A 15,743-nucleotide genomic window follows, 5' to 3' on the forward strand; every position below is an offset into this window, starting at 1 on the left:
CAGTCTCGATCCGGTGATGACGCCGACTGCCGGAATCGAACTGTGGGCAGGGGCCATTTGGATCGGTCAGGTCGACGAGTGGGAGCTACTTTCGGCGAGTGTCATCGAATTGGCCGGCGGAACTGCCTACTCACAGGCTCGCCTGCTAGTCTCCCGACTCAACGGATCCTTTGCCTTCGTGGAAGCTCAAGTCGCGAATGGAATGATCAGATCCAAAGAATTGCTCGCCTACTTGCCGGATTCCGATCCGGTGCTTCCCTTGTCGATTCCCGAAGTGTCTGTCACATTGATCATTTGCACGAAGAATCGCCCTGACATGCTCCGTGAAGTCTTGACCTCGCTCTCCGCTCTCGACTACCGAAACTACGATGTGCTCGTGGTGGACAATGATCCTTCGTCTGGTTTGACACCGCCGATAGTGGGCGCTTTCGCCGGAGTTGGGATCGTCGACGCTCCAGAGCCTGGATTGTCCAAGGCGCGAAATGTCGGATTACTAACGGCTACAAATGAATTCGTGGCATTTACCGACGACGATGTCGTGATTGACAAGAACTGGCTCCGTGAGCTGGTCGGTGGATTCGCAGTCGCGGACGACGTCCACCTCGTCACAGGCCTCGTACCGACAGGTGAGGTATCGACTCCTGCTCAAGCGTTTTTCGATCGTCGCGTGAGTTGGTCGAAGAATCTGAAAAGAACAACGTACCGCTTGTCAGATCCCCCTGAGCACGACGCTCTGTTTCCTTTCCGTGTGGGCGATTTCGGGACGGGCGCCAACTTCGCGGTAAGACGATCCAAGATGCTCGAACTCGGTGGATTCGATGAAGGGCTTGGGGTCGGATCGCCATCAGGTGGCGGTGAAGACATCGACATGTTCGTTAGGGTCATTCTCGACGGGGGTGCACTGGTCTACGCACCTGCTGCGCGAGTCTGGCACCGCCATCGCATCGATCCGGCCGGATTGAACAAACAGATGGCCGACTACGGCCTTGGCTTGGGAGCCTGGTTGACGAAACTCGCTATGGATCCACGAATAGCGATCATGCTGGGTACCCGTGTGGTCAAGGGACTTTCGCACTTCGGGAGCGTCTCGCAACCTGAAGAAGGTCAAGTCCGACTTCCATCCGATCTTGACAAATTGCCTTGGATAGAGCGTCGAGCTTTGTTGTGGGGTCCCGCAGCGTTGTTGCGCTCGCGTATGGGGGGGTTGAGAGGGCGACCACTGCTCCCGAGGGGAACGCGCCCGGCGCGCCGTCAGGTGGCAGTTGAATTTCCCGGTGCGAGGCCGATTCGTCGGGCGATCGCGACGGTTGATGCGCGATGGCCGACCGGCGAGCACAGGCTCGCAGTCTTGGGTTTGGTCGGCGGAGTCTGTGGACTTATTGGTGCCGGCCTGGGCGCGATCGGCACTCTCACTGGCATCGCCGTGGCAATTTTCGTTGCGATAGGCCCGGGTGCGGCAATCATGTCGTACATGCCAGATCAGCCAGGGTACGTACGGGTTGCAGCTGTTCCGGCTTTGGGGATTTCGACCGTCGTGCTGATGACATTTCTGATGACCACCGTCGAGGAGTACTATCCGTTTTCGCAGCTCGTGATACCCAGTATCGCTACGGTTGGAGCATCTCTAGTTCGACTCTTCACCCTCGAACATCGCCCGGATGGTTTCGGCCGTGGAAACGTCGTACGTCGTATCGGATCTGTCCTGTCGGGGTTCCGGCGATCATGACGAGTCTGAAAGAGCGTATCGACCGTTCGGCGGCGAAGCCCTCTGATGCTCCGACGGACCGGCTGACGATTGTTGCGGTAGCCGAGAAGACGAGGCGAGATTGGGTTTCGTGGGGGATTCTCGTTGCAGCTCTTGGGAGTTGGTGGATCGCTGTGCCCTCGCTGTCCACTGCGGAGGCGTCGGATTTCGGGCTGTTGTTCGCGGCATCGCCCTTCTTTGCCGGTGCAATCATTTTGTCAGTGATTGGCTTCGCAGTGGCAATGTCGCGACGAAACAACCGTGCAGCGTTCTTTGCGGTGATATCAGTTGCGCTCGTGCAGAGGACTGCAACACTGATTGCGTCGGATGTGCCGCTCTATACCTGGACATACAAGCATCTTGGGGTCACGGATCTGATCCAACGAAGCCATTTTCTGGCGCGAGGTGTCGACGTGTATAACGGGTGGCCTGGCCTATTCACGGCAACGGCTTGGTTCTCTCGCGTTACGGGGGTGCCAGACGTGACGGTTGCGAACTGGTTCGCGACAGCTGCGCATCTACTCATGGTGATTCTGTTCTACTGCATGGCCAGAGCTTGGCGTCTGGATGTCCCGACCGCGATTTCCGCGACGTTTCTCTTCGAAGTGCTCAATTGGGTGGCGCAGGATTACTACGCACCTCAGGCGTTGGCTCTGATCCTTGTTCTGGCGTTCTTAACTCTCGTTGGATCCTCGCGAGATCGACCCAACCTTGTCATCGTCATGATCGTTGTCTTCAGCGCGATAGTAGTCACGCACCAACTCACTCCGTACTGGATGGGATTAATAGTGGTGACCCTCATGGTCTTCCGAATGTTCCGGCCGTGGTGGTTGACATTCGTATTCGCCGCGATCGCGATAGGTTTTCTAGTCTACAACTGGGATAGCGCAGGCGATTTTGCGAAATTTTCGTTCGACGTTACGTCGAACGCGAAGTCCAACCTCGCCGGGGCGAATCTCACGCCGACTGCGGGGCAGGCATTTGCAAGTAAGACGATGCGTTTCCTAACTGTCGGGCTGTTGGTTTCCTCCGCAGTCACGGCATTTGTTATGTGGCGCAGGAAGATGCCCGTCTTCGCTCTCGTGATCGTCGCATTTGCGCCGCTTGCCATTCTGGCAGGGCAAGGCTACGGCGGTGAAGCGATCTTTCGTGTGTATCTTTACTCCTTGGTAGGTTGTTCCTTGCTTCTTGCATTTCCGGTCACCGCAGTGCTCCGTGCGTCCAATGCCGCGAGGGTAAAGCTATTCATCGCGAGTATCGTGCTTGTCGGTGTCACGCTGTCTTCATCGGAAGCGTACTTCGGCGCGTGGTTCGCTTACTTGACCAAACCCGCAGTGGTCAAGGCCGCTTCCGAGGTGCTGGAGTCGGCCGATCCTTATGGCGTACTGAGGCTTCCGTCGCCCGCATGGCCCGATCGACCCACCCAGGCGTATCTGCGATTGGCCGGTCTCGATCCTAAATTTGACGTGCAGCCGGAGGCTGCGACTCTCTTCTACGGTGCAGACTTCGCATCTGACGATGAGTATGAGACGTTCAATGAATACTTTGTTGCTGATCGCCGGACGACGTACTTCGCAATCTCCGATCAGATGATCTTCTACAACTGGTACTTCGGGCTTTCCCCACGGGACGCGCTGCCGAATCTGGAGGCCCGAATGAGGTTGGACCCGATGTGGAAAGTCTTCCTCGAAGGTAATGGATTCGTAGTCTTTGAACGTGCGGCCGGTCAGGATGAGGGTGGGAACGATGGCTGATCGCAGGTTGCGAGTTCTTGCATCGACGCTGACTCGTGATGTCACGGGCATCGAGCACAGCGTTATCAGGTTGCTCCCTCGTCTTCGCGAGCAGGGCGTGAATATGGTCATGGCCGCGCCCTCTGGTGGTGAGCTTGAACAGGTGTGGAACGAGATGGGACTCGAATTCATACCGATGCCAGATGGACTGCGTGTGGGTCTGCGCGATGCCTCGGGTGTTTCCCAGTCTCCGTCGGCGTTGTTGTCTCAGATCCCGCGGTCCGTCACGTGGATTTCGAGGTTGCTCGGACATGCTCGGCGTGCCGATGTCGTTCATTCGAATTCGCTGTTGTCGCATCTGGATTGCGTTGTGGCTGGCAGGCTGGCACGAACGCCTGTCGTACTCGAAATTCACGACATACTCGACCCGGGGCGAGGTCGTAGTCTGCTGAGTGCAGCTGTTCGTGGAGCTTCGGCCTCGATCGCAGTGAGTAATGCTGCACTGCAGCAACTTTCGAATTCTGCTCAGGGCAAGACGACCGTAGTGCCTCAGGCCGTCGATGCGGTGGCCTTTGCGCCCGGACCAGCAACTGTGCGAGCTGAGCTGACGGACGCTCCTGACTCGGCTTTGGTCGCAGTCATCGGACGCGTCGACCCTGTCAAAGGAATCGACACCTTGATCGAAGCAGTGTCCCAAATACGTGCGCGCGGTCGAGATTTACATCTGGTGATCGTTGGTAGGCCGAGTCCGGGGAACGAACAATATGGCGAGAACCTTCGCAGAAAAGCTGCCGAGCTGGCTCCGGGCGCAATCAGGTTTGTCGGGCACAGGTCTGATGTTGCGTCGGTTCTGCGATCGGTTGACATCCTGTGCGTTCCCTCCGTGCGGGAACCATTCGGGCTCATAGCGATCGAAGCGATGTCAGTTGGTACCCCGGTGGTGGCCAGTCGGACCGACGGTTTCCTCGATTACGTCGTCGATGGGGAGAACGGACTGCTGTCCGTCCCGGGCGATCCGGCAGACGTGGCCGGGAGAATTCTGTCTCTCCTGGATGGCAGCCAGCTTCGTACTCGGTTGGTGGCCCGTGCACGCAGGTCGGTAATGGAGAACCACGAGGTGTCGGTGCGAGCTGATCGACTGATTGACGTCTATCGAAGGGTTGTGAAATGAGTGGGAGTACGCGTGCCGTGGTTCGGGCCGGGATGATTTTTTCGATGGCCTCACTACTATTGGCTACTTCGTGCACCACCGGTGAACCCCGGAGTCCAGTGATGCGAATGGTCTCGAGCGATTTCGGCACAGACGAATTCGATGGTGTTGCAGGGGATTCTCCTGACCCGGCGATGTGGGGATTCGATGTCGGGGGCGGCGGTTGGGGAAATCAGGAGAAGCAGATCTACACAGACAACGCCGAGAACGCGCGTTTGGATGGAAACGGTAACCTCGTGCTCGAGGCTCGTCGCATCCCGGGAGGATTCACGTCGGCGAGGATCGTGACGAGGGACAAGTTTTCGTTCACCGAGGGCACGATTTCTGCCCGGATAAAGTTCCCGATGGCGCAGGGAATCCATCCGGCATTTTGGTTACTAGGCGAGGATCTGGCAACGGTGGGCTATCCGGAGAGCGGCGAGATCGATGTAATGGAGTTGGTGCACAACGCCACCGAGTATCACAACGCAATACACGGTCCGTGGTCCGATCCTTCTGCACACACGGACGGCAAGTGGAAGATGTCGTCGGATGGTTATCTCGGCGGTGATGCCTCGACTACCTTCCATGTTTACGAGGTGACGAGAAGGTCTGACTCCATCTCGATCTTCATCGACGGTGTAATGGTGGGCGAGTACTTGCGCAGCGAGGCGCCGGACGGCTCGAAATGGGTTTTCGACAAGCCGTTCTATGTCGTGATGAACATAGCAGTGGGCGGGGAATGGCCCGGGCCAACGGATGCAACCACCCCGGATGTGTCGACCTTGACCGTCGACTGGATTCGATTCACGCCTTGAGAGTGATCAATGTCTAGTTACAAGGTTTCTGCAGTTGATCAGATGCGGGTTCGTGATCGTGCGCTCGTCATCGGCGGACCCGTTGGTGTCATCTCGCCGAGTGACCTGCGTAGTGCGCTGATCGAGATTGCTCGGATCGGCCCGCAGGCGAGGTTCGGATTGCGCGCGGATTCCTCTCGCCGTCGTTGGCTGTTCGATCCGGATGCCGTTGGCGCGGCAGTCGAAGAAGTTCCGCCCACCGACGCGGCTGACATTTCGAGATTTGCGACCACCGTATTCAATTCGGATTTGACTCACTCGTCGATTCGGATCGTTGTGTCGGGGGAGTATGTTGCATGTTTGGGTTCGCACGGCATCTCCGACGGGATCGGTGGTTCGCGATTGTGGGCCGCCCTTGTCAGCACCGCTCAATCAGGGCAACTACCCGCAGCTCTGCATTCGGCGGAGTCGAGATTTCCTTTGTCGCGCACAATTATTCGTGCGTTTGGAAGCGATCCTCGGCGGCTCGGAGCGGCCGTTCGATGGCATTCGCACGTGCGTGGAACAGAGATCGAGCCAGTTCCGGCGACTCGCCGAATGCTGTGGCGGCCCAATCCGGTCAGTCTTTCGCTCCCGATGGATCCGCACGTTGCGTATCGACTAGTTTGCTGGCGCGACGAGCACGCACCGTCGGCGTCGTTGCGCGCGATAACACTGTTTGTTTTTCTTGCTGCCTTGCGAAGTCATGGAGTGGAAACCGCATCCAATGCGCTCGTGTTGATGGACGCGCGCAGATATGCGCATCCGTCGACCGTGATCAACGGTAATTTTGCTGTGGGGCAATATGTTCCGGTGGCTGAATCCGTGACTCTGTCGGAGGTCAGTCGGGGTATCGCGGGGGCACTCGCCTCGGGTCACCCGTTGCTGACCCTTTCAGCGATCAGTGTGAAGGCGACTGTCGCTTCGGTTCTCGGGAGGTCTCACACCACGGTCGCCGAGGCGAGTGTGAGTATCAAGCCTCACGCCTTGGTTTCATACTCAGACATCGGTCGCGTTCCCCATTCGGATGAAATCAGATGGACAGGCGATCAGCTGTGTGTGGCGGCTACCGATCCATACGGAGCGGAAGGTATCGCGTTCCTCGGTGCAGAGATCGATGGGCAACGTCACCTCTCAGTCACCTTCCACGGCAACGTATTCGATACCGAAACGATCAGGAGGGTGCTTCGAACGGTCGCTTGCGATCCCATCGCACTGCTGGATGAATGTCGGTAACTCCGCGTATCAGTTCTCGTGGAACCAACGTACGTAGTCGATAGTCATCGTGGATGGCCAAGGTGTGGTGGAATCGGTTAAGCCTGGCCAGGTTCCACCAACGGCGATATTCAGTAAGGTGTATGCAGGAGCGTCGAACACCCATGCTTCCGCTCCGGATACCTGTGACCGATCGAGGTATAGCATTCGAACGCCGTCGATGTAGGTCTCGATTCGTCCGGGTCGCTTGAGTATCCCGTAGGTGTGGAATGCAGTGAAATCGGTGCCGGGTCGGGCGCCGCCGACACTGCGGTCCCAAACGCCGGTCACTCGGGTTCCGGATTTGGTAGGACCGTGCACGGCACTCGTGTATGTTTTCGCATCGTTGATGGTTTCGATTGCGTCGATTTCGCCACAGCCGGGCCAACCCGCGGTATATAGGTTCGTGCCGAGCGTCCAGAATGCCGGATGCATGCCCTTTCCTGCTGGCAGTTTTATTCGCGCCTCGACCAATCCGTAGGTGAAGTCGACCTTACCGAAAGTTCCAAGTCGTGCGGAAGTGATTGTGCTGCCTACTTTTTGGGCCTGAATGAGTAGATTTCCTTGCCCATCCAGTCTCGAGTTGGACCGTGAGTCGGTGTACACCTGCTTTTCGTTGTTCCCCCAACCTCCGCCGGTTTCGTAGCGCCAGATGGCTGGGTTGGGGGCTGAATTGGCAGGTCCGTTGAACTCGTCGTACGCATAGACACTGAAACGATCTGCTGCGCGTGCTGGCGATATAAGAGGGGGCAAGGTAATCGCCGCCGTCGCCAGAGTCGTTGAAAGAAGGGCAATTCGAAGAAGTGCTGAAGTTCTCATGCGCAGATCGTATGGGCGAGTTGTCACCTTTGGGACCATAGATTCCAGAATTGTTATCACTTCGATATATAAATTAACTCGAAGTTTGGTAGTAAGTGTGGTAGCGGACCGAATGATCGACTATTTGGGGTCGAACAGTGTTGCGCCCCAATAGTGTCCGTCGGCGAGACCTCCGGGGCAGGCGAAGACTGCAGAACCGACGTGCTGGATGTATTCGTTCAACGCATCGTGTCGTGAAAGGTTTTGCTGCATCGGAACAAACTGCTCGACTGGATTGCGGCAATATGCGACGAAGAACAGTCCCGCGTCCAGGTGGCCGAAGCCGTCGGAGCCGTCTGTGAAGTTGTATCCGCGGCGCAGGATCTGAATCCCACCGAGTTCCTCGGCCGAGGCCAGGCGCACGTGTGAATCCTCCGGGATGACGAAGTCGTGCCCCATTTTGGAATCGAGGTCGAGTTCGTCGAACTCGTCCTTGCCACCGAGCGGCGCTCCGCTGCGTTTGGATCGGCCGATGACGGCTTCCTGCTCCTTGAGAACTGCGCGATCCCACTGCTCGATCAGCATCCGAATGCGTCTGGCGACGAGGAACGATCCGCCTGCCATCCAGGCCTGATCGTCGTTGGGGTCGACCCAGACGTGCTGGGCGAGTGCACCTGGATCCTCAGCCTTGATATTGGCGGTTCCGTCCTTGAACCCGAACAGATTTCGTGGTGTCGCCTGCGTGGTCGAAGTCGAGGACGTTCGTCCGAACCCGAGTTGCGACCATTTGACCGACGCGGTCCCGAAAGCGACTCGTGCGAGGTTGCGGATCGCATGCACGGCAACCTGGGGATCGTTGGCGCACGCCTGGATGGCGATGTCACCCCCGCTGCGATTCGCATCGAGGTTGTCAGCACGGAAGTGGGGGAGATCCAGTAGGGCAGCAGGTTTCTTGTCAGCGAGCCCGAAACGGTCGTCGAAAAGGGACGGTCCGAATCCGATGGTCAGGGTGAGTTGCGACGGCGCCAGATCGAGTGCCTCGCCGGTATCACTCGGTGGCGCGTACGGACCGTCGCCGGTCGCGCCGTCCTCGGTTGCTTCCTGACCCGCAGTCATTCGTTCGGCCATCGCCGTCCACGTCTGCAGCAACGAGATCAGTTCGTCACGTGATTGCGTCGTCACGTCGAAAGCGACGAAGTGCATGCGATCCTGGGCCGGCGTCGTGATGCCTGCCTGATGTTCACCGCGGAAGGCCACCACATCTGCGTGATTTGCGCCGGAATTGTCGTCGGCGGTTACCCGTCCGATGACGGCGCCGGCACCGGCCAGGACAGCGCCGGCACCCACGGCGCCGAACAGTCGGCGTCGTGAAACTGCATGCGGTGCTGCGTTTTCCGCGGCGGGTGTGCCTTCTGGTGAATCTGTCATCTACTGTCCCGCAACTACTTCCTGGACCTGGCTGACCTCGGCGGACAGGGCATCGATTTTACGCGAGAGTTCCTGACGCTGCGCCTCGGTAACGGTGTCGTAGTACACGAATCCGTCGCCGACGCGGAATTGTGCCAGCGCGGCGTCGAGGTCGGCGAATCGGTCGGCGATGCGCTGGGCGAGCTCGGGATTACGTTCCTGCAGAATCGGATTCAGTGCCGCGATCGCAGCTTGTGAGCCGTCGACGTTGGCCTGGAAATCCCACAGGTCGGTGTGCGAGAAGATGTCTTCCTCGCCGCTGATCTTGGAAGTCGAGATCTCGTCGAGCAGTCCTTGGGCATCGCCGGCGATCTTGGTGGGATCGATCGTGTAATCGTCTGCGTTCACCTGGTCGGCAAGGTACTGGATGTCTTCGAGTAGCTGATCTGCGACTGCGTTGGTGTCCGGCTGCAGCCCGGTGACCCACAGATCCTTCTCGAGTCGGTGGAATCCGGTCCAGACCTGACCGGGCTCGAGATCCGCTTCGCGAAGGTCCAGCTTGGGATCGAGTTCGCCGAAGCTCTCGGCCTCGGGCTCGATGCGCTCGTAGTAGGTACGTGCAATCGGGAAGAGTGCCTTTGCCTGATCGACGTTGCCGGACTGGACGGCGGCGACGAACTGCGCTGCGGTGTCCTGCAACGCGACGATCTGGCTGCGGATATACCGACGGTAGCCGTCGGCTGCCTCGGCGAGCTGGCCGCTCTCGTCGGTGGCTGCTTGCGAATCACCGGTGACGACGAAGTCCTGACGAATTCCGGTTCCGACCATGCCCGGCTTGCATGCGAGCTGATACGTCGCAGCCTCGGGGAGGGAGACGATCAGCTGACGGGTCAGGCCGGGGCCGATGTTCTCGACCTCGCCCATCGCTCGATCACCCTCGGCGAAGACGTAGAACTCGGTGACCTTGGAGCCGTTGTTCGTCACCTGGAAGGTCGACGTGCCGGTCGTCCCCGTCGTGGCGCTGACTTCGCACGAGTCGTCGGTGGCGGTGACGACGATGTCGCCGTCGCTCGCCGTCGTCTTCTCGGTGCATGCGGCGAGGGAGAAGGGAAGTACCGCGGCCGTGGCCAGTACGAGGGTGGATTTACGCATGTCGGCAATGCCTCTCAGGATTTTTCGGGAACATGTGTGTCGTGCGCAGGCGGGGCCGTCGGCTCGGACGGCTTCGACGGAAGCGGACGAAGGAAGAGCGCGAGAACGACGACGAGGTACACAACCCACGCGGTGGCTTGCAGGACAGTCGGATCCGGCCGGAAATTGAAGATTCCGGCGAGGACGGTGCCGTACCAGGTCGACGGGTCGTAGCCGGGCGTCAGGTTGAACGCGAGAGAGGATCCGCCCGGCAGGACGTTTCCGGTCTGTAGAGCGCGAACGCCGTACGAGAGGATTCCGGCGGCAACGACTATGAGGAAGATTGCCGTGTACCGGAAGAACGTCGTCAGGTTGAGGCGGAGGGCGCCGAAGTACATGGCCACGGTCAAGGCGGCGGCCAACAGAATTCCGAGGAGCAGTCCGACCAGCGGCCAGGAGCTGCCCGCGGTGTTCTCGGCGTATCCGACCATGAGCAACGCCGTCTCGACTCCTTCACGACCAACCGCGAAGAACGACAGCGACAGAATGGCGACGGGGCCCGCGATCAGCGCCTTTTCCATTCCGGCTTTCAGATCCCCGGAAATGTTCTTCGCTGCCGTGCGCATCCACAGGACCATGATCGTGACGATGACGACGGCGATCAGGGAGGCAACGCCTGCGATGATCTCAGCGGTCAAGCCGTCGACCGTCGATGTTCCGTAGTGGATCGCGAAGAAGATGATCGCCACCATCGCGACGGCGATCGCGACGCCGAGCCACACCCATTTGAGTGCGTCCTTGCGCTGAGCCTTCACAAGATAGGCAGCGAGAATCATCACCACGATGCCCGCTTCGAGGCCTTCGCGTAGACCGATCAGGCCACTACCGAATAGCTGAGTGGCAACTGACGGTGTGCTCGCGGCAGCGAGTACCGACACGGGCACGGGCGACTCCTGACTGAGTGGGTGAAACAGGTTCGGACAGCTTCATGAGGCTAGGCCAGCCTTAACTCAGAAAAAGATACTCCACAATCAGCGGGGAACCATGCCCTGACCTGTGCTTTTACTGTTCTTTACCAATGGACTCGGGAGTAGTTCGCTCGCATGTGGATGATGGAAGGGTGTACCGAACCCCCGTTGCCCGCAGAAGTCCCCGGCGTCTTTCGAGAGCCGTCGCCGCAGTAGCTGCCGGAACAGCTTTGCTGGGCGTTGGCGCAGTGGCGTGTGGATCGAACGAACCGAAAGTGGCCATTCCGGAGGGCATACCCCCAGGTAGCGGCTCTCCGACACCGCCGATCGACATCAACGCTCCCGGTCGCAGTGCCGATCAACTTGCCGATTGGGCGGCGGGATTGTCCGACGACATCGGGATCGGTACGACTGCGCTCGAGGCATACGGGTATGCCGCTGCGGTCATGACCGAGACGCTTCCCGGCTGCGGAATCGGATGGACAACTCTGGCCGGTATCGGCAGCGTTGAGAGCCGACACGGGACCTACGACGGTTCGTCGGTCGACGCGTTGGGCCAGGTGACCCCGATCATTCGGGGAATCCCTCTCGACGGTGGCCCGGGAGTTGCCGAGATCCCCGACACCGACGGAGGTGCGATGGACGGCGATCCCGTGCACGACCGTGCCATGGGGCCCATGCAGTTCATCCCAGAGACCTGGCTCAAATGGGGCGTCGACGCCAACGGCGACGGCCGCGTGGACCCGGACAACATCGACGACGCCGCCCTCACCGCTGCCCGCTACCTGTGCGCACGCGGGGGCGACCTCACTACCGCAGCCGGCTGGCAGCAGGCGCTGATGGCGTACAACCTCTCGGGCGACTATCTCGCGCTGGTCCGTGATCGTGCGTCGGCATATTCAGTCGGGGTTCGGCCGGACTGACGGTGATCGACCGCAGGTCGGGGCCATGACCGCGCGTCGATAAAGAAGCCTTCGGCCGGTGCGGTTAGGCTGTGTGCTGGCACTACAGAGGTGCTGGCACTGCAGAGGCCCAGCCGCGATCGTGGTCCTCTTTCGACCGGAGGGGTCGGAGCCCAAGTGTCAAGCACGCAGTGCGTGCCCCAATGCGAAGCCCATTCGAAGGAGAACCACACAGTGGCCAGTATTGAGCAGGTCGGAGCTCGCGAGATCCTTGATTCCCGTGGCAACCCCACGGTTGAGGTCGAGGTTCTGCTCGAAGACGGAAGTTTCGCCAGGGCTGCGGTGCCGTCCGGCGCTTCGACCGGTGAGCACGAAGCCGTCGAACTGCGCGACGGTGGCGCGCGCTACGGCGGCAAGGGCGTCGAGAAGGCCGTAGAGGCTGTGCTCGGCGAGATCGCTCCTGCCATCATCGGCATCGACGCGACCGAGCAGCGCACGGTCGACCAGGCGCTGCTCGACGCAGACGGCACCCCGGACAAGTCCCGCCTCGGCGCAAACGCTTTGCTCGGTGCCTCGCTTGCCGTCGCTCGCGCCGCTGCCGAGTCCTCGGGCCTGGAGCTGTTCCGTTACGTCGGTGGCCCCAACGCTCACGTACTCCCCGTCCCGATGATGAACATCCTCAACGGTGGCGCACACGCCGACACCGGTGTCGACGTCCAGGAATTCATGGTTGCTCCCATCGGCGCACCGAGCTTCAAGGAATCGCTGCGCTGGGGCACCGAGGTCTACCACTCCCTGAAGTCGGTTCTCAAGGAGAAGGGCCTCTCCACCGGTCTCGGTGACGAAGGCGGATTCGCTCCGGACGTCGCGGGCACCAAGGAAGCACTCGACCTCATCACGATCGCCGTGAACAAGACCGGCCTCAAGCTGGGCACCGACGTCGCGCTCGCTCTCGACGTCGCCGCCACCGAGTTCTACACCGACGGCACCGGCTACAAGTTCGAGGGCAAGAACCGCACGGCGGCCGAGATGGCGGCGTTCTACGCCGACCTCATCGACGCATACCCGCTCGTCTCCATCGAGGATCCGCTCGACGAAGACGACTGGGACGGCTGGGTTGCGCTCACCGATCAGATCGGCAACAAGATCCAGCTCGTCGGCGACGACCTTTTCGTCACCAACCCCGAGCGTCTCGAAGAAGGCATCGTCAAGGGCGCAGCCAACGCACTCCTGGTGAAGGTCAACCAGATCGGCACCCTGACCGAGACCCTCGACGCTGTCGATCTCGCTCACCGCAACGGTTACAAGACGATGATGAGCCACCGGTCCGGCGAGACCGAGGACACCACCATCGCCGACCTCGCAGTTGCCGTCGGCAGCGGCCAGATCAAGACCGGTGCTCCGGCCCGCAGCGAGCGCGTTGCCAAGTACAACCAGCTGCTGCGTATCGAGGAGAACCTCGGCGATGCAGCACGTTACGCCGGTGAGGTTGCGTTCCCGCGCTTCGCTTTCGAGGCCTGACGGAAATCTAAGATTCAGTAGTGTCTGCACAGCGCGGTAAGCCACGATCCCCCGGCGGAAGTCCGGGGGGTCGTGGTTCCCGTCGTGGAGACACGCCGTCTCGTGCGCGTCGCGACAGCGCTCGACGCCCACGGGCGTCGGAACCTTCGGTAGATCCGGCAGCAGTTGATTCCGCTGTGACAGACCCCGCGCAGTCGGGTGCCTCGACAGAGAAGGCGTCGGCACGCGGGTCGAAGTCGGCTCGAGGGAAGAGCGGAACCAACAAGTTCTGGTCTCGGCTTCCCAAGTCGGACAACACCATTTTCGGGTTGTCCACCAGCCGGGCCGTGGTGCTCGCGATGGTTGTACTCATGTTGGCGCTGACACTGGCTGTGCCGCTGCGTACTTACATCAGCCAGCGATCGGACGCCGCGCAGGTGGCGGCCGAACGTCAGGTGCTCGAGGAAGAGCTGCGAAAGCTGCAAGGGCAGAACGCACGCTTCGACGACCCTGCGTACATCGAAGCTCTTGCACGAGAACGCCTTCGGTACGTCAAACCGGGCGAGACCCCGTTTCAGGTTCAGCTTCCCGGTGACTACAAGGAGCCGGAGAAGAAGCAGGAAAAGGAAACACCGCTGACAGGTCCGTGGTATCGCGATCTGTGGCAAACGATTTCGGAACCGCCAGTGGTTCCCGAGACGACGACACCGGCCCCGATGCCGTTGGCGCCGATAGAGCCAGAAGAACAAGGAGTACCCACCGGGTGAGCAACACGTCCGAAAATTCCCCACAGGTTTCACAGGCGGACCTCGACGCCGTTGCCGCTCAATTGGGCCGTGAGCCACGCGGAGTGATCGAGATCGCGTACCGCAGCCCGGACGGTCAGCCGGGCGTCGTCAAGACTGCCCCCAAACTTCCGGACGGAACACCGTTCCCGACGTTGTACTACCTCACCGACCCGCGACTGACTGCCGAAGCCAGCCGTCAGGAATCCGCCGGCGTCATGCGTGAGATGACCGAACGTCTGACGCAGGATCCCGAACTTGCCGCGGCTTACCGCCGGGCGTACGAGTCGTACCTCGCCGAGCGCGACGCGATCGAATCTCTCGGTACCGACTTTGCCGGTGGTGGGATGCCGGATCGCGTCAAGTGCCTGCACGTGCTGATGGCGCATTCGCTCGCCAAGGGTCCCGGCGTGAATCCGCTCGGTGACGAGTCCGTGGCGTTGGCCGGTCACGGAAAGCTCCGCGGCACTGCAATTCCCGCGGACTGGCCGGGCATCGACGATGCCGACAACACCGACCAGTGACTCGCCGTGTTGCCGCAGTTGATTGCGGTACCAACTCCATTCGACTGCTGATCGCCGACGTCGGAGCTGACGGTCGTCTGGTGGATGTCCGACGCGAGATGCGCGTCGTGCGACTCGGTCAAGGCGTTGATGCAACAGGGGCGTTCGCGCCCGAGGCCATCGAACGCACCAGGGTTGCGCTGGTCGAGTACGCGTCGATGATCGCCGACGCCGGAGCAACCGCCGTTCGTATGGTCGCTACCTCGGCTACTCGCGACGCTGCGAATCGGGAAGACTTCTTCACGATGACGCGGGACGTGCTCGGTGCGGTGATTCCCGGATCCGGAGCCGAGGTGATCACCGGCGACGAAGAGGCGCGCCTCTCGTTCAGCGGTGCTGTGGGAGAACTCGATCCGTCGGAGGGCCCCTTCGTGGTGGTCGATCTCGGCGGCGGATCCACTGAAGTTGTCCTCGGTGATGCCTCTGGCGTCCAGGCTGCGTACTCCACCGACATCGGCTGTGTGCGCGTCACGGAGCGGTGCTTACCGTCGGATCCGCCTACGGCAGAGCAGGTTTCCGAGGCGACGGCTTTTGCGACCGCGAAATTGTCCGAGGCGTTCGAGGCCGTACCCGTCGAGAAGGCGCACACGTGGGTGGGTGTCGCTGGAACCATGACGACTCTGGCCGCAATCGCGCAGGATCTTCCGGAGTACGACGCCGAGAAGGTGCACCTGTCGAGGATTCCGTTCAAGCAACTGTTCGACGTGTGTGAGCGTCTCATTGCCATGCCGCGGGTTGATCGTGCTGCCTTCGGTCCGATGCATCCGGGGCGGGTGGACGTCATCGGCGGCGGAGCGATCATCACCACGGTGCTGGCTCAGACCTTCGAGGCCAAAGCCGGGATCACCGAACTGATTGTCAGCGAACACGACATCCTCGACGGCATCGCGATGTCGATAGCCCAGACCGACCCGATAGTCTGATCCCTGCCGC

At 60.5% G+C, this 15,743-nt stretch carries 14 protein-coding genes; 10 read left to right on the forward strand and 4 right to left on the reverse strand.

Annotation, left to right across the window (positions count from 1 at the left end):
• Nucleotides 1-16 precede the first annotated feature (16 nt).
• The 5 genes from ACFQ6Y_RS11840 (at nt 17) to ACFQ6Y_RS11860 (ending at nt 6,738) form a co-directional block, all read left to right on the forward strand.
• The gene (locus ACFQ6Y_RS11840) at nt 17-1,726 is read left to right on the forward strand and encodes a glycosyltransferase family 2 protein (RefSeq protein WP_378539566.1); all 1,710 of its coding nucleotides are present in this window, start codon (nt 17-19) and stop codon (nt 1,724-1,726) included.
• A complete protein-coding gene (locus tag ACFQ6Y_RS11845; protein ID WP_378632336.1) occupies nt 1,723-3,498 on the forward strand; it encodes a hypothetical protein in 1,776 nt (591 codons plus the stop codon). Before ACFQ6Y_RS11840 ends, ACFQ6Y_RS11845 begins: the two co-directional genes overlap by 4 nt.
• Nucleotides 3,491-4,648: a glycosyltransferase family 4 protein gene (locus tag ACFQ6Y_RS11850; RefSeq protein WP_378539500.1), complete on the forward strand. Its 1,158-nt coding sequence runs from the start codon at nt 3,491-3,493 to the stop codon at nt 4,646-4,648. Before ACFQ6Y_RS11845 ends, ACFQ6Y_RS11850 begins: the two co-directional genes overlap by 8 nt.
• Before the next feature lie 107 nt (nt 4,649-4,755).
• A complete protein-coding gene (locus tag ACFQ6Y_RS11855; protein WP_378539501.1) occupies nt 4,756-5,484 on the forward strand; it encodes a glycoside hydrolase family 16 protein in 729 nt (242 codons plus the stop codon).
• A 9-nt stretch (nt 5,485-5,493) separates the two neighbouring features.
• Nucleotides 5,494-6,738, forward strand: a complete 1,245-nt coding sequence (locus ACFQ6Y_RS11860; protein ID WP_378632339.1) for a hypothetical protein — start codon at nt 5,494-5,496, stop codon at nt 6,736-6,738.
• Nucleotides 6,739-6,747: 9 nt separating this feature from the next.
• Here ACFQ6Y_RS11860 and ACFQ6Y_RS11865 read toward each other — a convergent pair whose 3' ends face one another.
• From ACFQ6Y_RS11865 to efeU, 4 genes are all read right to left on the reverse strand, one after another.
• The gene (locus ACFQ6Y_RS11865; RefSeq protein ID WP_378539503.1) at nt 6,748-7,575 is read right to left on the reverse strand and encodes a glycoside hydrolase family 16 protein; all 828 of its coding nucleotides are present in this window, start codon (nt 7,573-7,575) and stop codon (nt 6,748-6,750) included.
• Nucleotides 7,576-7,695: 120 nt separating this feature from the next.
• A complete protein-coding gene (efeB, locus tag ACFQ6Y_RS11870; RefSeq protein WP_378632342.1) occupies nt 7,696-8,982 on the reverse strand; it encodes an iron uptake transporter deferrochelatase/peroxidase subunit in 1,287 nt (428 codons plus the stop codon).
• A complete protein-coding gene (efeO, locus tag ACFQ6Y_RS11875; RefSeq protein WP_378539505.1) occupies nt 8,983-10,113 on the reverse strand; it encodes an iron uptake system protein EfeO in 1,131 nt (376 codons plus the stop codon).
• Between the two features lie 14 nt (nt 10,114-10,127).
• Complete coding sequence (efeU, locus tag ACFQ6Y_RS11880) at nt 10,128-11,030, reverse strand: iron uptake transporter permease EfeU (protein WP_378543862.1); 903 nt, start codon at nt 11,028-11,030, stop codon at nt 10,128-10,130.
• Between the two features lie 140 nt (nt 11,031-11,170).
• On the opposite strand from efeU, the gene ACFQ6Y_RS11885 reads away from it, so the two are divergent.
• From ACFQ6Y_RS11885 to ACFQ6Y_RS11905, 5 genes are all read left to right on the forward strand, one after another.
• Nucleotides 11,171-11,983: a lytic transglycosylase domain-containing protein gene (locus ACFQ6Y_RS11885; protein ID WP_378632345.1), complete on the forward strand. Its 813-nt coding sequence runs from the start codon at nt 11,171-11,173 to the stop codon at nt 11,981-11,983.
• 213 nt (nt 11,984-12,196) lie between these two features.
• Entirely contained in the window at nt 12,197-13,483 is a 1,287-nt protein-coding gene (gene eno, locus ACFQ6Y_RS11890) for a phosphopyruvate hydratase (RefSeq protein WP_347874312.1), read from the forward strand.
• Between the two features lie 20 nt (nt 13,484-13,503).
• A complete protein-coding gene (locus tag ACFQ6Y_RS11895) occupies nt 13,504-14,229 on the forward strand; it encodes a septum formation initiator family protein (RefSeq protein ID WP_378539507.1) in 726 nt (241 codons plus the stop codon).
• Entirely contained in the window at nt 14,226-14,771 is a 546-nt protein-coding gene (locus ACFQ6Y_RS11900; protein ID WP_214885201.1) for a DUF501 domain-containing protein, read from the forward strand. Before ACFQ6Y_RS11895 ends, ACFQ6Y_RS11900 begins: the two co-directional genes overlap by 4 nt.
• The gene (locus ACFQ6Y_RS11905; RefSeq protein WP_378632349.1) at nt 14,768-15,733 is read left to right on the forward strand and encodes an exopolyphosphatase; all 966 of its coding nucleotides are present in this window, start codon (nt 14,768-14,770) and stop codon (nt 15,731-15,733) included. Before ACFQ6Y_RS11900 ends, ACFQ6Y_RS11905 begins: the two co-directional genes overlap by 4 nt.
• Nucleotides 15,734-15,743 lie beyond the last annotated feature (10 nt).

It is taken from the genome of Rhodococcus sp. NPDC056516 (assembly GCF_042794655.1).
Classification (GTDB): domain Bacteria; phylum Actinomycetota; class Actinomycetes; order Mycobacteriales; family Mycobacteriaceae; genus Rhodococcus_F.

Bases quoted from the DNA above. Each gene is read 5' to 3' on its own strand.
- ACFQ6Y_RS11840 (WP_378539566.1), top strand. From the start codon at position 17: ATGACGCCGACTGCCGGAATCGAACTGTGGGCAGGGGCCATTTGGATC.
- ACFQ6Y_RS11845 (WP_378632336.1), top strand. From the start codon at position 1,723: ATGACGAGTCTGAAAGAGCGTATCGACCGTTCGGCGGCGAAGCCCTCT.
- ACFQ6Y_RS11850 (WP_378539500.1), top strand. From the start codon at position 3,491: ATGGCTGATCGCAGGTTGCGAGTTCTTGCATCGACGCTGACTCGTGAT.
- ACFQ6Y_RS11855 (WP_378539501.1), top strand. From the start codon at position 4,756: ATGGTCTCGAGCGATTTCGGCACAGACGAATTCGATGGTGTTGCAGGG.
- ACFQ6Y_RS11860 (WP_378632339.1), top strand. From the start codon at position 5,494: ATGTCTAGTTACAAGGTTTCTGCAGTTGATCAGATGCGGGTTCGTGAT.
- ACFQ6Y_RS11865 (WP_378539503.1), bottom strand. From the start codon at position 7,575: ATGAGAACTTCAGCACTTCTTCGAATTGCCCTTCTTTCAACGACTCTG.
- efeB (WP_378632342.1), bottom strand. From the start codon at position 8,982: ATGACAGATTCACCAGAAGGCACACCCGCCGCGGAAAACGCAGCACCG.
- efeO (WP_378539505.1), bottom strand. From the start codon at position 10,113: ATGCGTAAATCCACCCTCGTACTGGCCACGGCCGCGGTACTTCCCTTC.
- ACFQ6Y_RS11885 (WP_378632345.1), top strand. From the start codon at position 11,171: ATGGACTCGGGAGTAGTTCGCTCGCATGTGGATGATGGAAGGGTGTAC.